At 38.7% G+C, this 22,207-nt stretch carries 19 protein-coding genes; 9 read left to right on the top strand and 10 right to left on the bottom strand.

Annotation, left to right across the window (positions count from 1 at the left end; genetic code table 11):
- Window positions 1-47: 47 nt before the first annotated feature.
- Complete coding sequence (locus FJR05_RS19725; RefSeq protein WP_168645695.1) at window positions 48-743, bottom strand: hypothetical protein; 696 nt, start codon at window positions 741-743, stop codon at window positions 48-50.
- A 128-nt stretch (window positions 744-871) separates the two neighbouring features.
- On the opposite strand from FJR05_RS19725, the gene FJR05_RS19720 reads away from it, so the two are divergent.
- From FJR05_RS19720 to FJR05_RS19710, 3 genes are all read left to right on the top strand, one after another.
- Window positions 872-1,159, top strand: a complete 288-nt coding sequence (locus FJR05_RS19720; protein WP_168645694.1) for a hypothetical protein — start codon at window positions 872-874, stop codon at window positions 1,157-1,159.
- 162 nt (window positions 1,160-1,321) lie between these two features.
- Window positions 1,322-3,253, top strand: a complete 1,932-nt coding sequence (locus tag FJR05_RS19715; protein WP_254446983.1) for a M23 family peptidase — start codon at window positions 1,322-1,324, stop codon at window positions 3,251-3,253.
- 151 nt (window positions 3,254-3,404) lie between these two features.
- A complete protein-coding gene (locus FJR05_RS19710) occupies window positions 3,405-4,133 on the top strand; it encodes a hypothetical protein (protein WP_168645693.1) in 729 nt (242 codons plus the stop codon).
- A 37-nt stretch (window positions 4,134-4,170) separates the two neighbouring features.
- Here FJR05_RS19710 and FJR05_RS19705 read toward each other — a convergent pair whose 3' ends face one another.
- Window positions 4,171-4,518, bottom strand: a complete 348-nt coding sequence (locus FJR05_RS19705) for a UPF0175 family protein (RefSeq protein ID WP_168645692.1) — start codon at window positions 4,516-4,518, stop codon at window positions 4,171-4,173.
- A 357-nt stretch (window positions 4,519-4,875) separates the two neighbouring features.
- Window positions 4,876-5,973: a DUF5895 domain-containing protein gene (locus tag FJR05_RS19700; RefSeq protein ID WP_168645691.1), complete on the bottom strand. Its 1,098-nt coding sequence runs from the start codon at window positions 5,971-5,973 to the stop codon at window positions 4,876-4,878.
- A gap of 151 nt (window positions 5,974-6,124) precedes the next feature.
- On the opposite strand from FJR05_RS19700, the gene FJR05_RS19695 reads away from it, so the two are divergent.
- Together FJR05_RS19695 and FJR05_RS19690 are read left to right on the top strand one after the other, a co-directional pair.
- Window positions 6,125-7,066 carry a DUF4351 domain-containing protein gene (locus tag FJR05_RS19695; protein ID WP_168645690.1) on the top strand — a complete coding sequence of 314 codons (942 nt, stop codon included), beginning with the start codon at window positions 6,125-6,127 and terminating at the stop codon, window positions 7,064-7,066.
- Window positions 7,067-7,226: 160 nt separating this feature from the next.
- Complete coding sequence (locus FJR05_RS19690; RefSeq protein ID WP_168645689.1) at window positions 7,227-9,110, top strand: type IV secretory system conjugative DNA transfer family protein; 1,884 nt, start codon at window positions 7,227-7,229, stop codon at window positions 9,108-9,110.
- Between the two features lie 673 nt (window positions 9,111-9,783).
- Here the strand turns inward: FJR05_RS19690 and FJR05_RS19685 are convergent.
- From FJR05_RS19685 to FJR05_RS19675, 3 genes are all read right to left on the bottom strand, one after another.
- Window positions 9,784-10,887, bottom strand: a complete 1,104-nt coding sequence (locus FJR05_RS19685; protein WP_168645688.1) for an alkene reductase — start codon at window positions 10,885-10,887, stop codon at window positions 9,784-9,786.
- A gap of 247 nt (window positions 10,888-11,134) precedes the next feature.
- The gene (locus FJR05_RS19680) at window positions 11,135-11,794 is read right to left on the bottom strand and encodes a hypothetical protein (RefSeq protein WP_168645687.1); all 660 of its coding nucleotides are present in this window, start codon (window positions 11,792-11,794) and stop codon (window positions 11,135-11,137) included.
- A gap of 190 nt (window positions 11,795-11,984) precedes the next feature.
- Window positions 11,985-12,737: a PAP/fibrillin family protein gene (locus FJR05_RS19675; protein WP_168645686.1), complete on the bottom strand. Its 753-nt coding sequence runs from the start codon at window positions 12,735-12,737 to the stop codon at window positions 11,985-11,987.
- A 254-nt stretch (window positions 12,738-12,991) separates the two neighbouring features.
- Here FJR05_RS19675 and FJR05_RS19670 point away from each other — a divergent pair, with 254 nt between their 5' ends.
- Window positions 12,992-14,425, top strand: a complete 1,434-nt coding sequence (locus FJR05_RS19670; protein ID WP_168645685.1) for a Rieske 2Fe-2S domain-containing protein — start codon at window positions 12,992-12,994, stop codon at window positions 14,423-14,425.
- 8 nt (window positions 14,426-14,433) lie between these two features.
- Here FJR05_RS19670 and hxpB read toward each other — a convergent pair whose 3' ends face one another.
- From hxpB to FJR05_RS27705, 4 genes are all read right to left on the bottom strand, one after another.
- Window positions 14,434-15,126 carry a hexitol phosphatase HxpB gene (gene hxpB, locus FJR05_RS19665; protein WP_168645702.1) on the bottom strand — a complete coding sequence of 231 codons (693 nt, stop codon included), beginning with the start codon at window positions 15,124-15,126 and terminating at the stop codon, window positions 14,434-14,436.
- A 131-nt stretch (window positions 15,127-15,257) separates the two neighbouring features.
- Window positions 15,258-17,987 carry a DEAD/DEAH box helicase gene (locus FJR05_RS19660; RefSeq protein ID WP_168645684.1) on the bottom strand — a complete coding sequence of 910 codons (2,730 nt, stop codon included), beginning with the start codon at window positions 17,985-17,987 and terminating at the stop codon, window positions 15,258-15,260.
- A 227-nt stretch (window positions 17,988-18,214) separates the two neighbouring features.
- Entirely contained in the window at window positions 18,215-18,625 is a 411-nt protein-coding gene (locus FJR05_RS19655; protein WP_168645683.1) for a hypothetical protein, read from the bottom strand.
- 45 nt (window positions 18,626-18,670) lie between these two features.
- Window positions 18,671-18,805 (bottom strand): hypothetical protein, encoded by a 135-nt coding sequence (locus tag FJR05_RS27705; RefSeq protein ID WP_256376203.1) that lies wholly within the window; start codon window positions 18,803-18,805, stop codon window positions 18,671-18,673.
- Between the two features lie 215 nt (window positions 18,806-19,020).
- Between FJR05_RS27705 and FJR05_RS19650 the strand changes: the two genes are divergently transcribed.
- From FJR05_RS19650 to FJR05_RS19640, 3 genes are all read left to right on the top strand, one after another.
- Entirely contained in the window at window positions 19,021-21,270 is a 2,250-nt protein-coding gene (locus tag FJR05_RS19650; protein ID WP_168645682.1) for a dynamin family protein, read from the top strand.
- Window positions 21,271-21,431: 161 nt separating this feature from the next.
- Entirely contained in the window at window positions 21,432-21,569 is a 138-nt protein-coding gene (locus FJR05_RS19645; protein WP_168645681.1) for a hypothetical protein, read from the top strand.
- A 28-nt stretch (window positions 21,570-21,597) separates the two neighbouring features.
- On the top strand, window positions 21,598-22,122 hold the full coding sequence (locus FJR05_RS19640) for a winged helix-turn-helix domain-containing protein (RefSeq protein WP_168645680.1): 525 nt from the start codon (window positions 21,598-21,600) through the stop codon (window positions 22,120-22,122).
- Window positions 22,123-22,207 lie beyond the last annotated feature (85 nt).

The following is a 22,207-nucleotide window of genomic DNA, read 5'->3' as shown; positions in this document are numbered from 1 at the left end:
TCCTCAGTCTCGAACTTCTAGTTTTAAACTGAGGATTTTTGGTAACTTTAAAACAAATCCATTTGTACAGATGAATTGGAGGAAGATTCAGGAGGAGGAGTATTTTCAATTGAGTCTATTTTAGACTTAGAATTAACACGACGTTTCCCCCATCCCTCTTGTGCTGCGTGTTTAACTATGCTGCGGCGAATTGACTGACTAATATCGTGAAAATCATTCTTTACCTGCTGAAAATGAATGATGGATTTATTGCTAGTATCACTCGTATTACCATCAATAAGTTCATAAAAACTCTGACAATCTTTTGGTAATTTATTGTATTTAGTCAAAACTTCATTCCCTACCCAAAGATAAAGGTCAGCGTAATCTCGATGTAAAGGTGCTTCGTAACTTGCAGGCATCATGTAAGTAAGAACTTCTGTAGCTGTGGCATATTCACCAACTTGATTTTGTTCATACTCATTGCAAATTAGTTCTAATCTGTCTTGAATACAAGCAAACTTCAGCCATTGAGGAATTGTATCACTCCAAGAATTGCCGTAAATCACTAATGGACCTGCTAGATAGCGAATATGGTGTACAGAAAATTCGGCTATTTCTAATAAAGTTGCTAACAATTCTTTAGGGGTATTTAAACTAGCGAGAATTTGCAGCATTTTCAAAGTGTTGTCTGGCAGTTTAGCATTTTTATGATTATTGATTTCTGCTATGACTTCGGGTGGAATCAAGTTGATTTGTGCCATTTGTCTTCTCGATATGAACGCATCACCCAAAATAGCCAATAGGCTAAGACATAATTAGCCAATCGGTTAGTGCCGTTAATCAATCAATTTTTTATGCTGGTATTGGTATTGTTTTTCAGGTCATACCAATGAATCAAGAACCCGCATTAAATCAAAACGCTGAGGATGAAAATAATCGTCAGGTTAAATCTGCCAAGGGTTATCAGTCGCATGGTGATGAGGATAATATTAACCCTTGGGAAACAGATAGATTTGCAGATGGTTATCAAGAAAATGTTTTTGAAATTAACTTGGGTGATACACCCTATACCGAATCAGCAGCTAATCCCAATCCGAAATTACCAGGATATAACTCTGGCTTAGGTTACAAGTCTCAGAAAACTCAGCAGTCAACATCCCCAGAATTAGAGTTGTAAATCGTCAGAATTCAGGAATGCGATTTATAAATCATATTTTCTCTAATACGTACACCCCAAAGTCAAACAAATCCAGTCTTGATTCAAGAAAATACTTGATTGATTGGGGTGTAGTTATCGTGTTGCCGTGGTAGTTGCCATCCTCACAGGAAAACTTGAATTATGAACAATTCAAAAAGATGGATATTTTTGCTAATTGTCATCAGTTTTATTATCTACAGTGTCACTGTTCAGGCTGCAAACAGCGTATTTAATAATGGCAATCTGCCTACTCGAATTGTCGAAGTTACTAATGCTCAATCTCGATTACCTGCTAACAAACTTTTGCTGCCAGACTGGAAGCAAATTTCTCTTAGTCAACTACCAGGTATCAGTCAATCTGGGGCAATTGATGGCAGTCCCTATAGCCAAACTTTAGGTTATGATTTGAGTCGGACTTGGACTGTAGGAATGACTCCTGATGAATATTTGAAGTTGGGAGATATCAGTGAAGCCTTGCAAACAGAAAAGTTCTCTTTGCAAGCTATTGGAGATATTACATCTATTGATTTAAACAAGATTGCTTTGAGTGAATTTTCTTTAATTGAACAACAAACATTGAGTCATTTAGCTAAAGTTGTTCCTCAATTAGCTCAAACAGCAGTCAAAGATATTCAATCTATTGCTGCTTTACTGAAAACCCAAGGAATTCAACCAGCAAATTTAACTTTATCTCAGGTATTGACACAATACGAAGTTGGGAACATCAAGCTGGGAGAAGTTGACTTGTCCAAGTTTTCGCTGACTTCAATTCCTAATTTAGAAGCAGTACCAATTCAAGATTTAACAAATTGGATGAATAGTTTTGTCAAAAATATTCCAGGACTGGGACAAGTGCCTTTAGGATTGATGCCCAATCCTATCAGTGAAGTTGGTAATTTAGTCATGCGAATTGATGCGGTTTATGGAATAGTAGAAAATCGCCGTAACAATACAATTTCTGGCTCAGATGTGCAAGGTTTTTCTGTCCCCTGTACTCAAAAAGATTGTGCTTATTTAGAACTAGATAATTTAGAAAATGTAGGTAAGAGCGATCGCTCATCCTTGGAAGGTAAGCAATGGATATCCGGTAAATACCAGGAAGTTGAGGGAGGTTGGGGTATCCTCAAAGCGGTTAACAATGGACGAGAACCAACCGGACGTTTACCCTTTGGTAAAGCTTTTAAAGTGGTGGTGATGGAAACCGATGAAACCACTGATACAGCAAATACCGCTTTATACTTTCGCTTTTGCGCTGGGAAAATGGGTTGTACACCTTATTTTATTGGTCCAATTCCTTTTTTCAGCTATCAGGTGAATGCGCTGATGTTTGTAGGCAATGTGGACGGTAGAAATGAGCAAAGTGTTAATACTACTTCTACACCAACGGGTGCAAATAGAGAGGTGAAAGGTAATCTCAATCAAAATAGCACAACAAGTCAAATTAATCCTTGCAGATTTACCAGTAAAGGTCGCTCAATTGTCAGTCAATCTTTTTCCGGTGTTAATTTGCCATTATTAGGAAACGCCATTGCTGAAATTGAAAGTGCTGGTAGTGGAGATTACAAAGCTGTTGGTGTGCATACCTGCGCTGATGGGGGTTTAAATTGTGGTCGAGGACTAGGAAGGTATCAGTTTATGAGTTACAACCCCTATGCAGTGCGGTTAATTGCTGCCAAGTCTGGAGGGGAAGAGTTTCTTGAGCGAGTTAAACAAGGTTATCAAGCTACTGAAGCTGAATTATTTGAGTTTTTTCCTCCTGCTGACCAGGATAAGGCATTTATGGCTGATATCGCCAATAAAATTCAAGTAACTCAAACGGAAATTGACCCGATTACAGGACAATCATTCACTGGTGAACGGCTGATTGAACGAGTAGCTCAAAAGCATTTTGGTGGTGATAATAGTAAAGTTGATGCAAGTAGTTCTGATGTTTTTGGTCGTCTCAGTCTGAAAGATTATGGACAAACTGCTTTAGCTTTTTATGGCAATAATAACAGCGATAATGGAACGTTAACCTGTATTCCTAGTTTAACTTCTCGATACATTAGTAATGCTCAAAACATTGGTAATTAGAAGTACGAAATACAGCAGGAGTCAGGAGTGAAAGCCACTTATAACAATTGTGGCTATTGTTATAACTTATCACAACAAATAAATTCGTTTGATTCGTCTTTCCTTTAGGTTTTTAAAAGTTGCAAATTTCACATTTATACCCGTGGTTTTTATGACTAATTTATCTACAACCTCTATATCTTCCGCCCCAGAGACAAAGGATTTTTCCGATACTTACTTGCATTCAAAAAAGCAATTTGAGCAAGCAACAGCAGACAAGGTAGTTTCTTCTTTGTCAGCCTCTTCTACTCAATTTCAATCACTAAAAACAACAGGATATCAATTACCACAACCTCCCCTGAGAATACGTTATTGGGTGCATTGGTTTCGTGTTGGTTTAAGTATTTTTTTGCTGCTTTCTGTTCTCTGTGGTTTAGGAGGATGTAGTTTGAATGCAGCGACTGTGACTTGGCACAAAGCTGTTAATCTTGTTTCTAGTTCTATAGTGGAACAGGTAATTGGAGAAAATACAAACTTGAATCCTCAAGCATCTGTTGACAATACATTGGCTGTAAATGTGGCAGGAAAAGATGGGAAGCTGACAATTTTCAACTTTAATACTCCAGATGTTTGTGGTACTTTAGGTTGTCTGTATGCTGGTTATTGGTTCAAACCAAATCAACCAATTACTCAGGTATTTTTGAGTTATTTAAATCCTACATTACCCCCAGGAAAGCAATTATTAGCAGTAGGAGAAAACCGGAATCAGTCTTTACCTTGTGTTAAGGTATTGCAAACAGAAAAACAGCAATTACGACAATTAAACTTTTGTTTTAATGGTAATCGTTATCAACTTGCCGATAGTCAACTTTTGGTTACTATGAATAAATCACCCAAATAACAGTTTTCATTAGTCAAATAAAAGGTTATTACAGGTATTAAAAAAACAAATTAGGACGGTCTTGACGAGAGGGATTTTCTAAGGAATAATCTTCTTCAATACATAGTTGCTGGAGTTCCTTAACATTATCAGTTAACATCGTTGTTTGTTTAGCTTGTCCTAGATTTTCTTGGGTATAATCTAGAGAAACCTGAGATTGGTTTAAAAACACTTGAGTTTTTGAAAGTGAATCAAATTGTAGTAACTGTTGAATTTGTCCAGAAGTCATGATACCACTTCGATAAGCTTCTATTGCTAAAGTTTCTAAGATTTTTTGGGGTAAGTCTTGCCAGTTCTGTTGTAGTTGGTTGCCAATATCTTCAGGAATTTCGATAGTGATTTGCATAATTATACCTTTTTTCCTTTCATCAGTATTAATAGGATTTATTTATTTAATTATATAAGACTTCTATTAAATCCAAACAGCGATACCTAAACTAGTCCATCCTGTACAATTCTATCAAACATTTGTCCTCCAAAAACCCTACTATATAGTTCATCTAAAAAAGCACACCCCGCTTTCGCGGGGGTCTATCTACCAAAAGTGGATGCTCTCAATTTATGTTCAACACAAGTAATTTGAGTAACCGCTCAATAATCCGGGGTAAATCCTTCAATGACAAGCATCAAATGGCGTAAATTCGTTCTCGAATAGGTAGTCCACCCCCATTTATTGAGCGGTTACTAATTTGATAACATTCAACTATTCGTCATCATCTTGTTCATCATCATCGTCAAATTCAAAATCATCATTGTCCAAATCGGTTTCTAAATCGTCGTTTTCATCATCGTCATCTTCAATTACTTGAATTTTCCGAGGTGGTTTAGTTGTTGGTTTGGATTTACGGACAGCTTGAGTTTTACTCTTGTTCTTATTTTTATTTGGTGGTAAAACTTCCACCTCTACAGATACCGATTCTCCTGGTAAAGCAGGTAGAGATTGTGGTTCATTGAAACCAGCGATAGCATCATGTTGTTGCCAAATTAAAGCTTTAGCTGCGGGTTTACCTAAATACAGTTGGGGAAAGTTTTCAACTGTGGGTTTAGTATAGGCTACAGTTTTGCAACAGTTGTGTTTATTCTTACCTTCACCTTCTTTAATTGCTCTAAACTCAACTTCCAGCACACCTAAACTTCGCCATTTATCACTTTTACCACTAAATGGTACTTGGAAATAATCAGCAAAGGTTTTCTCTAATGAACGGTAAAACTCTTCACGGACTGATTTAAAACTCCAGAGAGCTACATTTTTAAAGCGGACAACAACAGGAGTAGTATGTAATGGTTTGTTTTTGTCATCCAGAAATATAATTGCGTGTTCTGAACAGACATCCATTGTTCTTTTATCAAGACTTTGTTTATAATCATCATAAAGTCCAAATAACGAACCACCGACATCTTCAACATCTGATTTATAGCGGATATATTCTGGTGCAAAAGCTAAAACCAGCAACCGACCTTCAGTAATTAATAGTCCGGTGACATCTTCAGTTAAAGTGACAGTAGTTAAATCATCTTCTTCAGGCATTTCCAGCCAACCAGCTTTTTCTAACTGGTCTTCTGGAATTAATAGTCCAGCAGGTTTATCATTAACGACGATACCATAGGGAAGAAGCGGTTTACGGACTTGGTTATAGTTATCATTCAAGAGTTCTGGGTCTATTTCAAATTCTTCTCCTTCAAAGTCATCATCATCAATTTCAGTTGCTCTGGTTTTGGTAGTTTTAGGTTTAGCAGCAGCAGTTTTGGGAGGGGATTGATGGGGGTGTTTAGAGTTGTTTGTAACTTTTGATTTAACCATTGGACTGCATAAATATGATTGTCCAAAGTCTGAGGCGTTAGCCTCTAAATTTAGTACAAATTAATTATTTTATGCTAGAATATTAGGTAGATATTAACAAATCAAAGCAAAGAAACTGAGGGTGCAATAACTATTTTTAGTATAGCGTTTTATGACCAAAAATGAAATTACTGCAAATTATGACGAATCCTGGAAAGAAGCATTAAACGAATATTTTGATAGTTTCTTATCCTTTTTCTTTCCTGTGGCTTACGAAGCAATTGATTGGACAAAACCACCGGAATCACTAGACAAAGAACTGCAACAAATTACAGCTTCATCATCAACTGAAAAACGGATTGCAGATAAACTGTACAAAGTTTGGTTATTGGATAAAACACAAGCATGGATTTTAATTCATATTGAGATTCAGAGTCAATATGATGTTGACTTCCAAGAAAGGATGTACACTTATAATTACCGAGCTTTTGACCTGTATCATAAATTTGTGGTGGGTCTGGCGATTTTAGGAGACACAAGTTCCACTTGGCGACCTAACAGTTATCATCAAGCTATGTTAGATTGCGAATTAAGTTTGAAGTTCCCCATTGCTAAACTCCTAGACTATGAATCACGGTGGACTGAATTAGAATCTAATCCTAATCCCTTTGCTATCATAGTAATGGCGCATTTAAAAACTAAAGCCACCACGGGGAATTTATCAGAACGTGAGCAATGGAAATGGGTATTAATTAGAGGACTTTATGAACGAGGCTTAACAAAAGAACAAATTGTTAAACTTTTTAAGATCATTGATAAAATGATGACATTACCCAAAGAATTGCAACGAGGATTAGTAACTAAAATCAAACATTTAGAGGAGGAAAAGAAAATGCCTTTCATTAGTCCAACAGAAGAATTAGCAATGGAACGCGGTGAACAACAACTAATTATCCGACTATTAAATCGGCGAATTGGTGGAATTGAATCATCATTCATTGAGACAATTCGGACATTATCAATTGAGCAATTAGAATTACTCGGTGAAGCACTCTTAGATTTCTCCTCTATCACCGATTTAGAACAATGGTTACAAAATAAACCAGAGTCTTAGATTAAGTAAAAACCCCACTTTTTATTAACTACTGTGGGGTAACATTGATAACTTCTCACTGGAATCTGGGATTCTTGGGGGAAAATAAAATATCCAAAAGGTCAATTTCCTAACTTGGACTTGGTAACTAAAATTGCTGGTAAACCCATACACAACTGCCATGACCCTCTACCAGCAAAACTTACCAAACCACCATCTCACCACTCAAACAGCGCTAATTAACCTACCATCTTACCAACCAACACTAGCCAATATTGACTTCGGTAAATTCTTTCAACAGTACAACAACCCCCAAGGCTGGACAATGATGGCTGGACTGTTGGTAGTTTTAATACTACTGCAAATCAGTGGTACGGGTAAAGGAAAAATCACCACTGGTAAAGTCTGCGGTGTCAGCGAAAAACTAGCAGCCACTAACCTCGCATTTAAGCAAATCCAAGAACACAAACACAATAAAGTTACCTTGTGGTCTGGTACACCCCGTTACTGGACAAAAGGGAAGTGGCGGGGGTTAATGGCTAACCTGCAAACCATGCTGGGTGCTGCACCTACAGTTTGGTTTCCTCATGCCGAACGGGGAACACTGGTAATAGGTGCGCCGGGTTCTGGGAAAACTTATTCAACTATAGACCGGATGCTAGAAAGTGCGATGCAGCAAGGGTTTCCAATTTTACTTTATGACAAAAAAGGCGACCAAATGCGACTCCATGCCCCTCTAGCAGCACGTTATGGCTATAAAGTGCGAGTATTTGCCCCCGGTGAAGCTTTTAGCGGTGTTATCAATCCCCTTGATTTTATGCGTGATGCACGGGATGGGGTCATGGCTGGGGAAATTGGTCAAGTGATTAACCGCAATGCTGCTAGTGGGGGTAAAAGTGACGAATTCTTTGCTAAAGCTGGGGACTTATTAGCAAAAGCACTATTACAATTAGTCAAGGGTTCAGCTTACCCAGATATGGCGATGCTGTATGCAGTGTTGAGGTTGCCGAAATTGGTACAACGTCTTGATCATGCGGTCCAGTCCAAACGCTTAGATGAATGGGTTGCCACTTCATTTATTCAATTTTTGAGTGCTAAGGATGCAGAAAAGACTATTTCCGGGATTTTGACGACAGCCGCTGGGACTTTCTCATCTTTTATTCAAGCTGATTTGTTACGGGCATTTATCGGTCAATCGGATATTCCCACTCAGCTATCAGGTAGAGAAATGGTGGTGTTCAAGCTGGATGATGAACGTCGTAGTGTGGTTGGTCCTTTACTGGCAGCAGCAATGCACTTAATGATTGTCGGTAATTTGAGCCGTCCCCGTAAAGACCCGTTAATTATTTCTTTGGATGAATTACCATCAATTAAGCTGGATAGACTACCTCAGTGGATTAATGAATATCGTTCTAATGGTGCTTGTTTTATTTTAGGTATCCAAAGTTTAGAGCAGCTTTACGATATTTATGGCGATAAAATGGGAAGTGCGATCGCATCAGCTTGTAGTACCCATGTTTTATTTAATCCTGGTAACTACAAAACGGCGGAAGATTACTCAAAGCGTTACGGTGAAAAGGAAGTGCTGATTAAAAATCGGACTACTGGGCGAACTCTTGGTGGACAAATGAGCCGTTCCATTAGCTGGAGTGAGAATTTACAAAAGATGCCTGTTATCAGTGCAGATGAAATTCTCAAGTTTCCCCAAGGTAAATGTGTAATTACCAGTCCCGGTTACAGTTCCGGGGGACAAGCATCAATTCCCTATCCTTTAATTATTCCTGTGTCGAAAACCGATGAAAAACGAGCTAAGGAAAGTGAGGGTCTGTGGGACACACAAGTTAGACTGGCTTTAGAAAGTCAGGTAACAATTCCTGATATTAAAATGCTCACACAGGCATTGTATGACCGCATTGAGGAAGCAGGAAGGATGTTGCCATTACCAGAGGAAGATGTGGCCACAGTCCAGGAACAGGAGGAACAGGGGTCTGGTAATCATCAAGAACCTGATGTTTTGGAGAATTTTCCAGCACGAGTTTATCAAACCCCAGGATTGCAAGGTTGACACTGATACTTTTAACCGAGACATTCCCCGACATCGTGAACATCCAGTACAACATCACCAACTGAGTTGGTAAAGGTGGTATCCCACATTGCCTTGAGGAAAATCCCCACGGCTCCTCAACCTAACGGTTTGCTTTGAGAATTGTCGTGATTTTGAAACTATTGCCCAGGTGCGACACCTTCGCTTTCAACATTGTTTATTATTTATTATTTGGGTGCGGCTCTTTTGAGAAGACTATTTTAATTGTGGCATAAAGCCTAGAGATCATGCAGGATAAGGATTATAATTTTTAAGCATTCTGAAAAGGGGTTCGCTGAAATTTCAAAATCGAGATCATATCTTTTTTGTAGTATTGTGTTACATACTGAAAAGGGATTTTTATTTAATTTTTCTGCGATCGCTTAATTCCAGTTTTTTAGGTTAGAAAATAAAAATGTAGATATAGTTAGGTTAGAGCCGTGTAATACGAATGTAGTATTTCCTCTTCCTAAAAGAGCCGCACCCTTATTATTTATTTAATTACCAACGCGGACCAACCGCAGGGGGCGATTGCGCGGAGCGCAGTGCCAGAGGCAATCGCCACGAATCACAAAAAATATTTCTAGGCAGCTTTTGGGAGTGCCAATCACCAAGCTAGAGCAACTCTGACAATCGGCACTTCGAGGTCATAACTTTACGCTTCTGCTAAAAAGGGATAGTCAGTGTAGCCCTGTTCTGTGCCGCCATAAAAGGTGCTGCGATCATAGGGATTTAACGACGCATTCAGGGCAAAACGTTTCACCAGGTCAGGATTGGAAATATAGATGCGACCATAGGCAATTAGATCAGCTTCGCCCTTGAAGATGATTTGTTCGCCAATTTCACGGTTTAATCCGCCAGCGGCAATAATTTTGCTCTTAAACAGGGGACGGAAAAAACCAGCGGTGAGGTCGCTACTGAGATGTTCTAGGGTATCTTGGCTCGCATTGAGACGGGGTTCGAGGAGGTGCAGGTAGGCCAAGTTAAATTTGTTGAGTTCCTGCACGACATAGCTGAAGAGAGTGTTGGGGTCTGAGTCGCCCATGTCGTTAAAACTGCCGGAAGGAGATAATCGCAAACCAACGCGATCGCCACCCCAGACTTCGGTTACGGCTTCCATAACTTCCATCAAAAAGCGTGATCTATTTTCTACTGAGCCGCCATAGGCATCGGTGCGGTGGTTGGTGCAGTCTTGCAAAAATTGATCAATCAGATAACCATTTGCGCCATGTACTTCAACGCCGTCAAAGCCTGCTTCAAGGGCATTTTTCGCACCTTGACGATATTGGTCAATCACGCTGGGGATTTCTGCGAGTTCAAGGGCGCGGGGCGCGACGTAGGGTTTCATGCCTTCGTAGGTTCCGACTTCTCCTGTTGGGGCGATCGCGCTAGGGGCAACGGGTAATTCACTATTTGGCTGAAAATCAGGATGGGAAATGCGCCCAACGTGCCAGAGTTGCAGAAAAATGCGACCACCTTTGTCGTGAACCGCTTGGGTAACTTTTTTCCAGCCAGCAATCTGTTCAGCGGAATGGATGCCGGGGGTAGCGGGATAACCTTGTCCTTGGGGACAGACTTGGGTTGCTTCGGAAATAATCAGTCCAGCGGTTGCTCGTTGTGCATAGTAGGTGGCATGGAGTTCGTAGGGAACGTTGCCAGCCGCAGCACGACAGCGGGTTAAAGGAGCCATTACCAGACGATTCGGTAAGGTGTAAGTACCGAGTTGTATAGGGGTTAATAATTGCAGCGTGTTATCCATAAGTCTAACTGGAATCGTTTTTAAGTATCTAGGATAATCTATATCAAAAATGACCGGACAATTACTGGCAAGTTGGAGATTGTGAGATTGAAGATATTAAAAAAACAGTTTTTGGTCGATGTGAAGCCCAAGAAATTTTATGAATAAGGTTGTGCAGAGGTTGAAGTAGATGACGTTGAAATCGAGATTAAAACTCTTTTTTGATAAGGGTTACATCTTTTCATTTTGGAAAAGTGACAAAAGAGGGTTAAATGCTAACTTCAGAAATATCAGCTAAATTTATCATTGATGACGGTATTTCCTGATTTATTTGATTTGATTGGGCATCATTTTCTTGAGGTTGATTCAGGAGTTTAATTAACCATCTTTCAGTCTGCCGATGATACTTCTTGTTCCAGCGTATATTTAATCTTTGGGGTGGTTTCACAGGGTCTAATGCTATAATCACAAGCTGCATTTGGTTAGGAATAACTGAGTATTGAATAGTCGTAGTCCACAACTTTACTCGGTCTTGCCAGCTTAACTGAGGATGACGCACAGCCCATTCATAAAGTCTGGGAATACCTTGTTTAAATGCTATATTTGTGGTGACTTGAATAAAGTAATTATCGTTATTTACTGTCAAAGGTGCAATGACGGCATTATCAACTAATAATTTCTTGCGAGATTGAAAGATTTCTGGTGCAAGTTCCTGTACTTGAGCAACCCATTGAGCAATTTGAGGATGGGCATTTAATAAAGGTTCTACAGGAAGTTGTAAAAATAATTGTTTCATCAGCAAATGGAAGTTCTCTGCAATAATAGAATCAACAGCAGAGTGATTTGGATAATGTTTTTGTTGGGAAAATAAAAGTTGTTGCTGAGTTTTCTTAATTTGTTGAATGTCAGCCAGATTAATTATTGACATAGTTGGGAGAAAATTGCATCTCTCCCAGGCAGCGGTTAGCTGCAAATTAATTATTTTGATTAATTATGATCTATTATTTTTAAGCCCTGTTACCCGTTTTTACGAAGACAAGTTTCACGAGGGCAATCCCCGCTTTTGCGGGGACACAGCTATAACTTTTGACTTCACTGCGGTACTAGTCTGGTAAACACTATAATCGTTCACACACTAAAACAGTTCCTTTTTCTCCACGAGTAATCCGCAGTTCTTCATCTAAATAAAGGATTTCTAAACGTCCTTTGGGAGAACGATTCATAACAAAAAAAACTTCTCCAGTTTCTGGATTCATAGTTTGTGGAGGAACTAGACCAAACATCAACTTCAAAAAACCAGACATCAAACTATCTTGCCAACTTGTTTTTCTAGACTTACCTTGCTCACCAAAAACAGCCTTCCACTCGTCCATTTTAGTTGCCGATTGCGGTTTTAAAATTCCTCCCGTAAATTGCACTTGCAGCACCGTATCACTTACCGGCTGACAAATTCCTTGGTTACGAATAATCCCAGATAGTTGAGGAACAGATTCATCAATAGTCGTAAATTCCACAACAATGTCATGAGTTCGCTGCTCTCCATTTCCTAACAAAAATACAGGTTGAAAAACGCGGTCAATCACCACTTTTAGTTTTGTCGGTTGAAACATATTAAAAGCCAAACGACTCAAAGTATAGGCATATCTGCCATCTGTAAGTTGCTCACCTTGAGGAAAATTTGGCGCACTTATTAACAACCATTCACTATCCATGAAACTACCACTGTGGGTTGGTGCTATCGTCGGATTGAGAGATTGGAGATTTTCAATCGCCGCAATTACAGTTTTGTCCTTAGTATTACCACCACAAGCAGCTAATGCCTGACGTAAAGCTGTTTTAGCTGCTGTACTTTTTTCCGTATCTACTACCATAGTGTTAAAATATTTTGGTTTCAACTGATGTCAGACTTGGCGATAGCGAAGCGTGGCGTAAGCCATAGTGTAGCTCATATCTCAGCACTCAAGTGATGGTTTCTGAGCTTGTCGAAGGACTGAGTTTTACACTTACCGGGTATTTCTGTAATTTTTAAACAATCGGCTGGTTTTTGAAATCTATCTGCGAGGGTGATTAAAAAATTGTTAATTTGGGAAGGGACTAGAAAGTTAAAATTATTGTTGATCCTACCATGTCCAATAGCATGATCCAGTCAGAGACATCTCCTCAAGTAGTCACATCTCCAATCATAACAACAGAATCACTAAGCGCAGGTGGACTTGACCCAGAACGCTTTGATTGGCAAGAGGCTTGGTATCCTGTCTATTATGTGAAAGATTTAGATAAAACCCTGCCGACTCGTTTCACTTTGCTAGAACGGGATATTGTTTTGTGGTGGGACAATAATCACCAGATGTGGCGAGCATTTTTAGACCAATGCCCTCATCGGTTAGCACCACTATCGGAAGGAAGAATTAATGAGGATGGATTGTTAGAATGTCCTTATCATGGTTGGGCTTTTTCAGGAACGGGAAAGTGTTCAATTATCCCCCAACAAGTTGAAGGTGGAAAAGCAGAAGTTTCTCAACGTGCTTGTGTATCTTCATTCCCGACCACAGTTCGCCAAGGAATGTTGTTTGTTTATCCTGGTTCTGCGGAAAATGCAGCTAAAACCAAAGTTCCCATTGTTGACATTTTAGACGAAGACCCGGACGGCTGGATTTGTCTGAATACTTTTCGAGATATTCCCTATGATGCTTTGACGTTGATGGAAAACGTCCTTGATTCTAGTCACATTCCTTACACCCATCACCGTACTGTCGGCAACCGAGCGAATGTATCGCCTGTGGAATTGGAAGTTGTAGAATCGGGAAAATGGGGATTTAAAGGAGTTTGGGAAGCAGGACCGCGCAAAGGTACTTTAGGAAAACAATATACTACTTTTATTGCTCCTGGTTTAATGTGGCATGACTTGACCTCTAAGCAGTTTGGTAGGACTTTAACGGTGGTTTATGCCACTCCTATTCGCAAGGGAGAATGTCGGTTATTTGCGATTTTTCCGTTCAAGTTCTCTTCCAAAATACCAGGACTGTTTTTGAAGTTGACTCCACGCTGGTATTCACATATTGGCCAAAATAGCATTTTAGAAGATGACCAAATTTTCTTGCATCATCAAGAACGGTATCTAGAAAAAAGTGGTGGTAGTGGTAATTTTACTAAGGCGTTTTATTTGCCAACGAAGGCAGATTTGTTTGTCTTTCAGTTGCGTTCATGGGTGAATCAATATAGTCTTGATCCGTTTCCTGGTAAAACTCTATCACCGTCATTACCGAAGGAAGATTTATTAGATAGATACCATTCTCACACAGAAAAATGTGCTAGTTGCCGGACTGCGCTGGCTAATCTGCAACGGTTACGGGTGGGAGTTGCTGTGGTGACAGTGTTGGTTTGGGCGTTGCTTCCCTTGCTGATATTTATTTATAGTCAAACGGATATTTTCACTATTAGTTTTCTCACCCTGCTTGTAATCAGTGGTGCTGGGATTTGGTTTGGTTTAGGTAGGTTAGAACGACGCTTTTATCAAGGACGGTTGATTCCACCGAGAAATCTGCCTGATAAAAAATAGCACAATGTTCAATATTGCTGCCATTTTTTGTAGTGAGATGAGGTGAAAAACTCCTTCAGCCACGACTCATTGATTTGTTCAAGTGAATCCAGTTTGACATCTGCGATCGCAAATCGGGGATCTTCTCTTTCTTCTAATGCTGGGACGGCAATACATTGCATGGAAGCTGCTTTAGCACTGATGATGCCGCAAATAGAGTCTTCAAACGCCACACACTTTTGGGGATGCACTCCAAGACGGTGGGCAGTTGTCAGATACACTGCCGGATGGGGTTTGCCAAATTCCTCTGTCTGAGCAGAACTGACAACATCGAATGTGTCTTGCAAATTTAGCTTTTTTAGAACTACCTCAATGAGACAGATAGGCGATGACGTAGCCAATCCCAAGGGTAAGTGCATTTGCTGACATAATTGTATAATTTCAGTTGCACCAGGCATGGGCTGTCCGAGGGTTGCTACAAGTTCGCTGACACGATTGATAATCCGTTCAGCTACCTTGGACTGACTCGTATCTGTCCAAGGAAATCTTGCATACCAATAGCTGACAACCTCATCACAACGTAAACCCATTGTCTGATTGCACATACTCTCTTGTAGTGGCACTCCCAAGTCATTGAATACCTCTACTTCCGCTTTATGCCAAAAAGGCTCGCTGTTGATCAGCAAACCGTCCATATCAAATATGACCGCCGTATCTATCATAAAAACCTCTGGTAACGCTGGAAAATTATCTGGTGAGCCTATCCAGGTACAGGCATTATACATATTAAATCCTACCCTATGAGTACGTTGTTAAGGGTAGGTATTTCCGCAAATTCAACAACTATAAAATGCTATGTTTCAGGTCTAGCAACTGCATCCAACAACACTAACCCCATCTGCTTCAATAAAGCAGTATTCCCATCAGGACAGCCATGTTGAATTAAACATTTAGCACAGCCAGTATGACAATTACAATCTCGTGCGATCGCTCTACCAACATTAGCAAGTTTTGGCAGATGTTTAAACACAGCTTCAGCCGCACCATTGCCGCCGTCACTGGTATCATAGAAGTAACCTATGTAATTGTTATTTTCCTCTAACTCCTTCACCACAGTAAAATTCACCTGTTTGGGGTCAACTCTAGCTACAAGCTGTAATGCTCTCATAATTTGATGTCCAAAGCTGTGGATAGCAATGAAGGGACTGGAATATTCCCACAACTGTTGATAACCAGAAGGTATCGGTTCTTGACTGCGGGTTAAACTGGTTCTAGTTTCTTTAGCAAACTGTTGGATGTATTCCCGCGCACCTGAGTTAATTGTTACTTTCACCATAGGGGCGGAAAATTGGGTGCGAAAAGGCTGCTCAAACTTGGCTTCTGATAGGGTTTTGACAATGACAGCTTTGCGGGTGAGTTTGCGACATAGGGGACAACGCGGTTGTTGAGGTAATGGTTCTTTATAGTTGAGACAGCGTTTATTCAAACAAGTCTGCTCGTAAATTTGCGTCATTAAACTGTAACCGCTGGTAATGTGTTTAACTTCACCAAAACTCAGTTCTAGGGTTAAATATTCCTGACATTCTTCAACTTCAGATAAAGGTGCAGGGTGCGAAACTTTCCCCTTTATTCTCTGTTCCTCCTTCACAGATTTTCCTATGACTACGATGTCAGTCTTGTGCGAAATTTTCCCCTTTATTTTCTGTTCCTCTTCCCCCTGTTTCTTTTCTTCTAAACTATCTGAAGAAAACAGTAATGGTAAATTTACTGGGTCAGTCAGCACAGTTAAACTACTGGTTTGTGATACCGTAGTTGCAACTGTAAAAATTGCCTTATCTGTTGTTTGTTTTAAAATCGCTCGTTTACTGTTAAGGTCTAAGGAAATACATTGATAAGTTAGCATTTCCCCCTTCGCATTTTGTCGTTTATAAATGGCTTGGGGATGTACTTCTCTATGAGCGATATCTTCAGATATTTCCTCTAATTCTTCCCCAGAAATTGCATCTACTAATTTGATAGTTGTTTGCGATAAACCACCCCGAAAATTAACATCTTTATGAGGATAACCTTTAGCCCATAACCCATTCCGACCTTTGTGTAAATGTCCTTGGGCTAACAACAACTTGGCAACATCAAAAGCGGCTGTACCAAAATAGTGTTTAATTTTGTTAGTGGGAATGCCTGTTTCTGCGGCTGCACACATCAAATGTTTGGCTGCAAAGATGGGATATTCATCATTAAAAAACACTTCTTCAGATTCTCCAGATACTAGCATTTCTGGATGTTCTGCCACATAACAGTCTATGGGATTGAAAGCATTGGGAAGCAGCACTGTTATTCCTGGTTGAGAACGTCCGGCTCGACCACTGCGTTGCTGATATGCCATTTTAGAACCAGGCCAGCCACGCAATACACAGCATTCTAATTCTGGTAAATCTATTCCTGCTTCTAAGGCTTCTGTGGCAATTATCCACTTGATTATACCAGACTGAAGTTGATTAACTACTTCGGCTCGACGCTCGACAGTAATGCCACTATAAAATGCGGTGACTTGGTTTGATTTTAACAGTTCTGTGACTTCTCGCACACTGCGCCGGGAGTTACAAAAAGTGATTCCTGATTTATTTTGATTGAGTAAAAATTGAATTATCCGGGCTGTGTCAGCAGTTAAATTGTAACTTGGTTGCGTGACAATTACTTGTCTGGGTGGTGAAGCTGCGCCACTTTTACGAAGCCAAATTAAGGGTTTAGGATTGAGTTTAGTGGGTTTTAAACCGGAGATTTTCAAAGCTAATTGTTTAGGATTTCCACAAGTAGCACTGAGGAAGATAAATTGCAGTTTTTGGGAGTCACCACCGTAATGATCTACTGCTAGTTTGATGCGGCGAATTAACCAAGCCATATTTGCACCATAGCTACCGGAAAGGGTGTGTGCTTCATCAATTAAAATGTAGCGTAATCGTTGATAAAAGTTTGCCCAATTTGGTGATTTCCAAACTTGTTTGAGTTGGAAATGAATTAATTCGGGAGTGACACCTAATATATGGGGTTCACTGGCAAGGATTTGTTCTCGTTCATCTGATTTGACATCTCCTGTGATCATTGCTAGGACTGGGCGATATTTTGGGGGTATGGTAGAAAGGAGTTGTGAGATTTTATGGAATTGGTCAAGTGCTAAAGCTCGTAGTCCATAAAATGCTAAGGCTCGGTGTTCTTGATTGATGCAGCCTTCGATAATGCCGGGGTATGTGCTGAGGGTTTTACCACTGGCTGTAGGGGAGGTGAGGATGAAACTTTTACCTGTTCTAATTGCTTGTAAGGCTTTGATTTGATGGGAGTATAGTTGTGTGATTCCTAGTGATTGTAGGGCTTTAATTAATTGTTTTGGTAGGTCTTTGGGGATGGTTTTGAGGTGAGGTTCGGTGGCGGGAATTGTTTGTTGATAGAGTAATTCTTCACCTAGAAATTCGGTGATTTCTGTTGGTTCTGGGGGATGATTATTTGAGGAGGAATTTTCGGGAATGGGTGTGGTAGGTGGTGTCCAAAGGCTTTGCAGTAATAAGCTGTAATTGGGCGTGTTCATGGTGGTGTTTTTTGAACTTTGCCCTTATAAATCCCCCATTGGGGGAAGATATTAAGTTGATAGAAGTAAACTCCGAATTTACAAAGTTATTTTTGATAAATGCCATAGTAATTTACTAGAAAATTATCATCTGGCAAATATTTTACTCTCTAAAGGATGTTTGTAACGGGGTTGATTAATGGTTGAATATAAATAGTTAAACTAATAGATTTATCATCCATTTGGTGTTATTCGTTGTCTTTATCTAGATCCAGGCTTTCGTCAAGTTTGACTCCGAATGGTAGGGTATCAAAGCCTAAGTTTTCTAGAGTTAAAATTGCTGTTTCGACTGATGAATTGTTGATTGTTTCTTGATTGATTAGGGATGTAAGCAATTCACAAACTCCCTGGTATTGACTGGCATTATAGTCAATCCAATGGTTAGAATATGCCAGTGCATCATGTAATGCCATTACCACTTCTGTATAGGGATAAAAAGGTAATTTATCGCGCATATTCTGCATAGTCCGCAGTAGGTTATCTGCATAGACAGATGCTATTGGTTCTCCAGAGCAAGAGGAGAGTTTTTGGAAATCTATTAAGATAGATTTGGTAATTTCTATTCCTGAAATTTCTAAGACAGTCTGCTCAATATTCATTGTTTTTATCAATAATTCTTGAGGTTTTAAATTAGATATTACTTTCTATTTTAATACATATTTATCTGTGTCGGGAATTGTTTGTTGCCAGAGTAATTCTTCACTTAGAAATTTGGTGATATCTGTTGGTTCTTGGGGGATGGTGATTTTTCTGGAATGGCTGTGGTAGGTGGTGTCCAAAGGCTTTGCAGTAAGTAGTTGGGCGTGTTCATGGCGGTATTTTTCGCTCTTTGCCCTAAAAAATCTCCTAGTGGGGAAAGATATTAAGTTCGGATAATTATTATGGTTTGCATTAAAAAAATATCTGCTTTTACAGTATTTATACTCTTGTATAATTATTATGACTCTAATAGGGTATATAATGTCAATTTATTTACTTGATAAAAGATACAAAAATGAATATCGACTTACTAGGATATCGTCAAAAAGCTGGTATGAAGCAAGTAGATATTGCTAATGTCTTAAATATTTCTACGGAAGAAGTTGATGCTTATGAAAAAGCACCTAATACTTTACCTATGGGGCTTTTAGTAAAATGGCTTCAAATATTAGGAGTTGACCTTACTACAGCTATGTCACCACCGATACAACCACTAAAAGGTATTGATCCTGGTTCTCCATATACTGAGCTTTATCGTAGACTAAATTTACTTGATCAGTATATTGATTCTACTCCTCCTATAGATAAGCTGAATATACCAACACCTCCAAATACTCCTAACGACCTAAAAAAACAACTGAAACGCTACCGAAAAAAACCGAATTTAGTATTAACTGGAGGTTTTGATGCAGGTAAATCACATCTAGCAAACACTATGTTAGGTACTAAAAATTTGCCTGTTGGTTATCAACCAGCAACAAGAGTTATTACATTTGTGCGTCATGTTGAAGATCGTCCTCAATGGTGTGAAGACGATGTATTAATTGTCAATGATGATTTTTGGATCAAAGATGAAAAAGGTAAACTAATTCTCGATTTCTTGCTTTTAGATGACGAAGAACGTTTTGAAAAAAATTGTATTCAATCAGGAAGTTTTGACGTTTTACAAAAGTATGGTGTACATGGAGAAAATGAGGATATAGCTGCTCATGCTGCGGTAGTTTACATTAATTCACCTCTTCTAAAAGCTTGTAATTTAATAGACCTTCCTGGTTTTTCAGATCAACCTGATGAAGTTTCCAAAGATGTAGAAAAGGCTAATAGTGCTGCACAAATAGCAGATATAGTGATATATGCTTCACCAGCAAAAGGACATATTAATGGTCAGGATATGTTACGGCTTAGTAATTTATTAAGCTTACTTCCTGCTCCAGAAAATGAATGTAAGAATTTTCCTACATTGGGGAATTTATTTATTGTTGCTACCCATGCTGATCCTAGTATTTCTAATGAGCAACTTCAAGAAATTCCATCTGGTGCTGCCAGAAGACTCTATAAACAACTTAATGAGGGAGTTTTAAAGAATCGTAGAGAATTAATAAATCGTGATATTTCTCAGCAAGATTTACAAACAAGATTCTTTACATTTTGGGCAGAAAGACTTGATAGATGTCAAGGTTTATTTAATGACTTTACTAATTTAGTAGGGGAATTTTTACCTCAAACGGTAATGTCTCGTGTTGAAAGAGAAATCAATGCAATCAAGGAAGCTAATATAGATGAATGTGCTAAAAGAATAGAGGCTTATCACAAAACCCTTAATAACATAGAGTTACAACGTAAACAGCTAGAATCATTAGAAGAAAATGAAGCAAATCGTAAAAATGAAACTCAAGAAAAACTTAATAATGTAATTAAACTAATCAATCAATTAAAAAAAGATACTCACATTTTTTTTAGTGAGTACACTAATCAACTACTGACTGTTGATACTGTAGAACAAATGATTCGTAATCAGTATGATGATAAAAAAGAGGCTAAAGAGGGTATTTCTGGTTATTTAAGTGAGAAAATACAATACAACTTAGGAGAAAAAATTAAATTAAATTCGGAGCTATTAAAACCGGCAATTGAGGAGTTCTTGGGTTCATATCAAGAAGCATTATTAAAATTACCAAATTTTGATATATCTATGGAAATCCCATTTGATACTAAAGGTGCTTTCTTAGGAGGTTTATCGGGTTTAGGTAGTTATGGAGCTTTAGCAGTTTGGGCTGCTAGTCTGGGAAATCTTGGAGGCTATATTTTAGTAGCTAAGTTAGTTAGTTTACTATCAGCATTAGGCATTAGTATAGGAGGAGGTACTGCTGTTGTCATAGGTTTCATAGCAACTATTGGTGGTCCGATAGTCCTGGGTATTGGTATAGCTGTTGCATTAGCTTCTTTTGGATGGAGTTTGTTAGGAGAATCTTGGCAAAAACGTTTAGCAAAAGAAACTATTAGAAAGTTCCAAGAACAAAATGTAATTGATAAATTTACAAATGGAATTGATGAATTTTGGAAAGATACAACTAAAGGTTTTAATCAAGGTGCTGATGCTGTTAAAAAATCCTGGCAACAATATATTGACCATTTGCGGGAAATAACTTCTCCTGAAATGGATTCAAAAGAACGTATTGAGGAAATTATTAAGATATTGGAGGAACTTCAGAATTTTTTTAAACAAATTCCTTGGTTAAGTTTTAATCTTAAGGATTGTATGTAAATTCCTTGGTAATTGTTGAAGATGTAGGTTAGATTTTATTTTTAAAGTCAATCTACTCCTCTAATATTTTGTAGAATAATAACTACTCCAATCTATAAAATCCACTTTTTTTAACTGGTGGATGTTATCACTCAATCATCATAAAATAAAAATCCAAGAATATGACAATATTTCAAACTACATTTGATATTCCCGAATGGATATTACAGGGCTTACAAACTGGTGAATATGTAAGAATAGGTGGTGTAATTCGTGATGGCAATACAAAACAAATTGTTGCTACTCCCTTCCCAGTGTAGAATTAGACGTAAAGTAGGCGAGAATTTCATGACTAGATCAGAGCAACTAAGTAAAAGAAGTTTTGAAGAAGAAGAGTGGCAAAAATTATTTTATAAGTATCAACAACAATACATAAGAAGACGGTTAGAAGCAATCAAGTATCTACATGATGGTAAAAGTAGACAAGAAGTGATGGATAAAATCGGCTGTGCAAGACAGACCTTAATCACTTGGATTGATAAGTATTGTCAAGGGGGACTAAAGGCACTAGTCACACCAATAAAGTCTAAAAGAATACAGAGATTGAGTAGTGAACAAAAGGAAGAGATCAAAAGAATGCTCTTGGAGAAGAAACCAACCGACTATGGAATAGACCGACAGATATGGACAGGGAAGATAATAATCGAAGTTGTACAGCAAAGATGGGGTATAGAGCTAAAAGACAGTCGCACCTATGACATACTCAAGGAGATGGGACTATCGCATCAAAAAGCACATCGTGATTACGAGAATAGCGATCCGAAAGTTCAGAAAGAGTTTGTCACTACAATAAAAAAAAACTGGCAGAACTGAAGCCTACAGAGAGGCTAGTATTTTATGACGAGTTTGCTGTTTATGATAGACCAAGCCTAGTGTGTTAATTCTGTGAATCCTTTAC

It is taken from the genome of Dolichospermum sp. UHCC 0259 (assembly GCF_009711935.1).
Classification (GTDB): Bacteria; Cyanobacteriota; Cyanobacteriia; order Cyanobacteriales; family Nostocaceae; genus Dolichospermum.
Note: the sequence above shows the minus strand (reverse complement) of the source record. Positions and strands in the feature narration are given on the sequence as shown.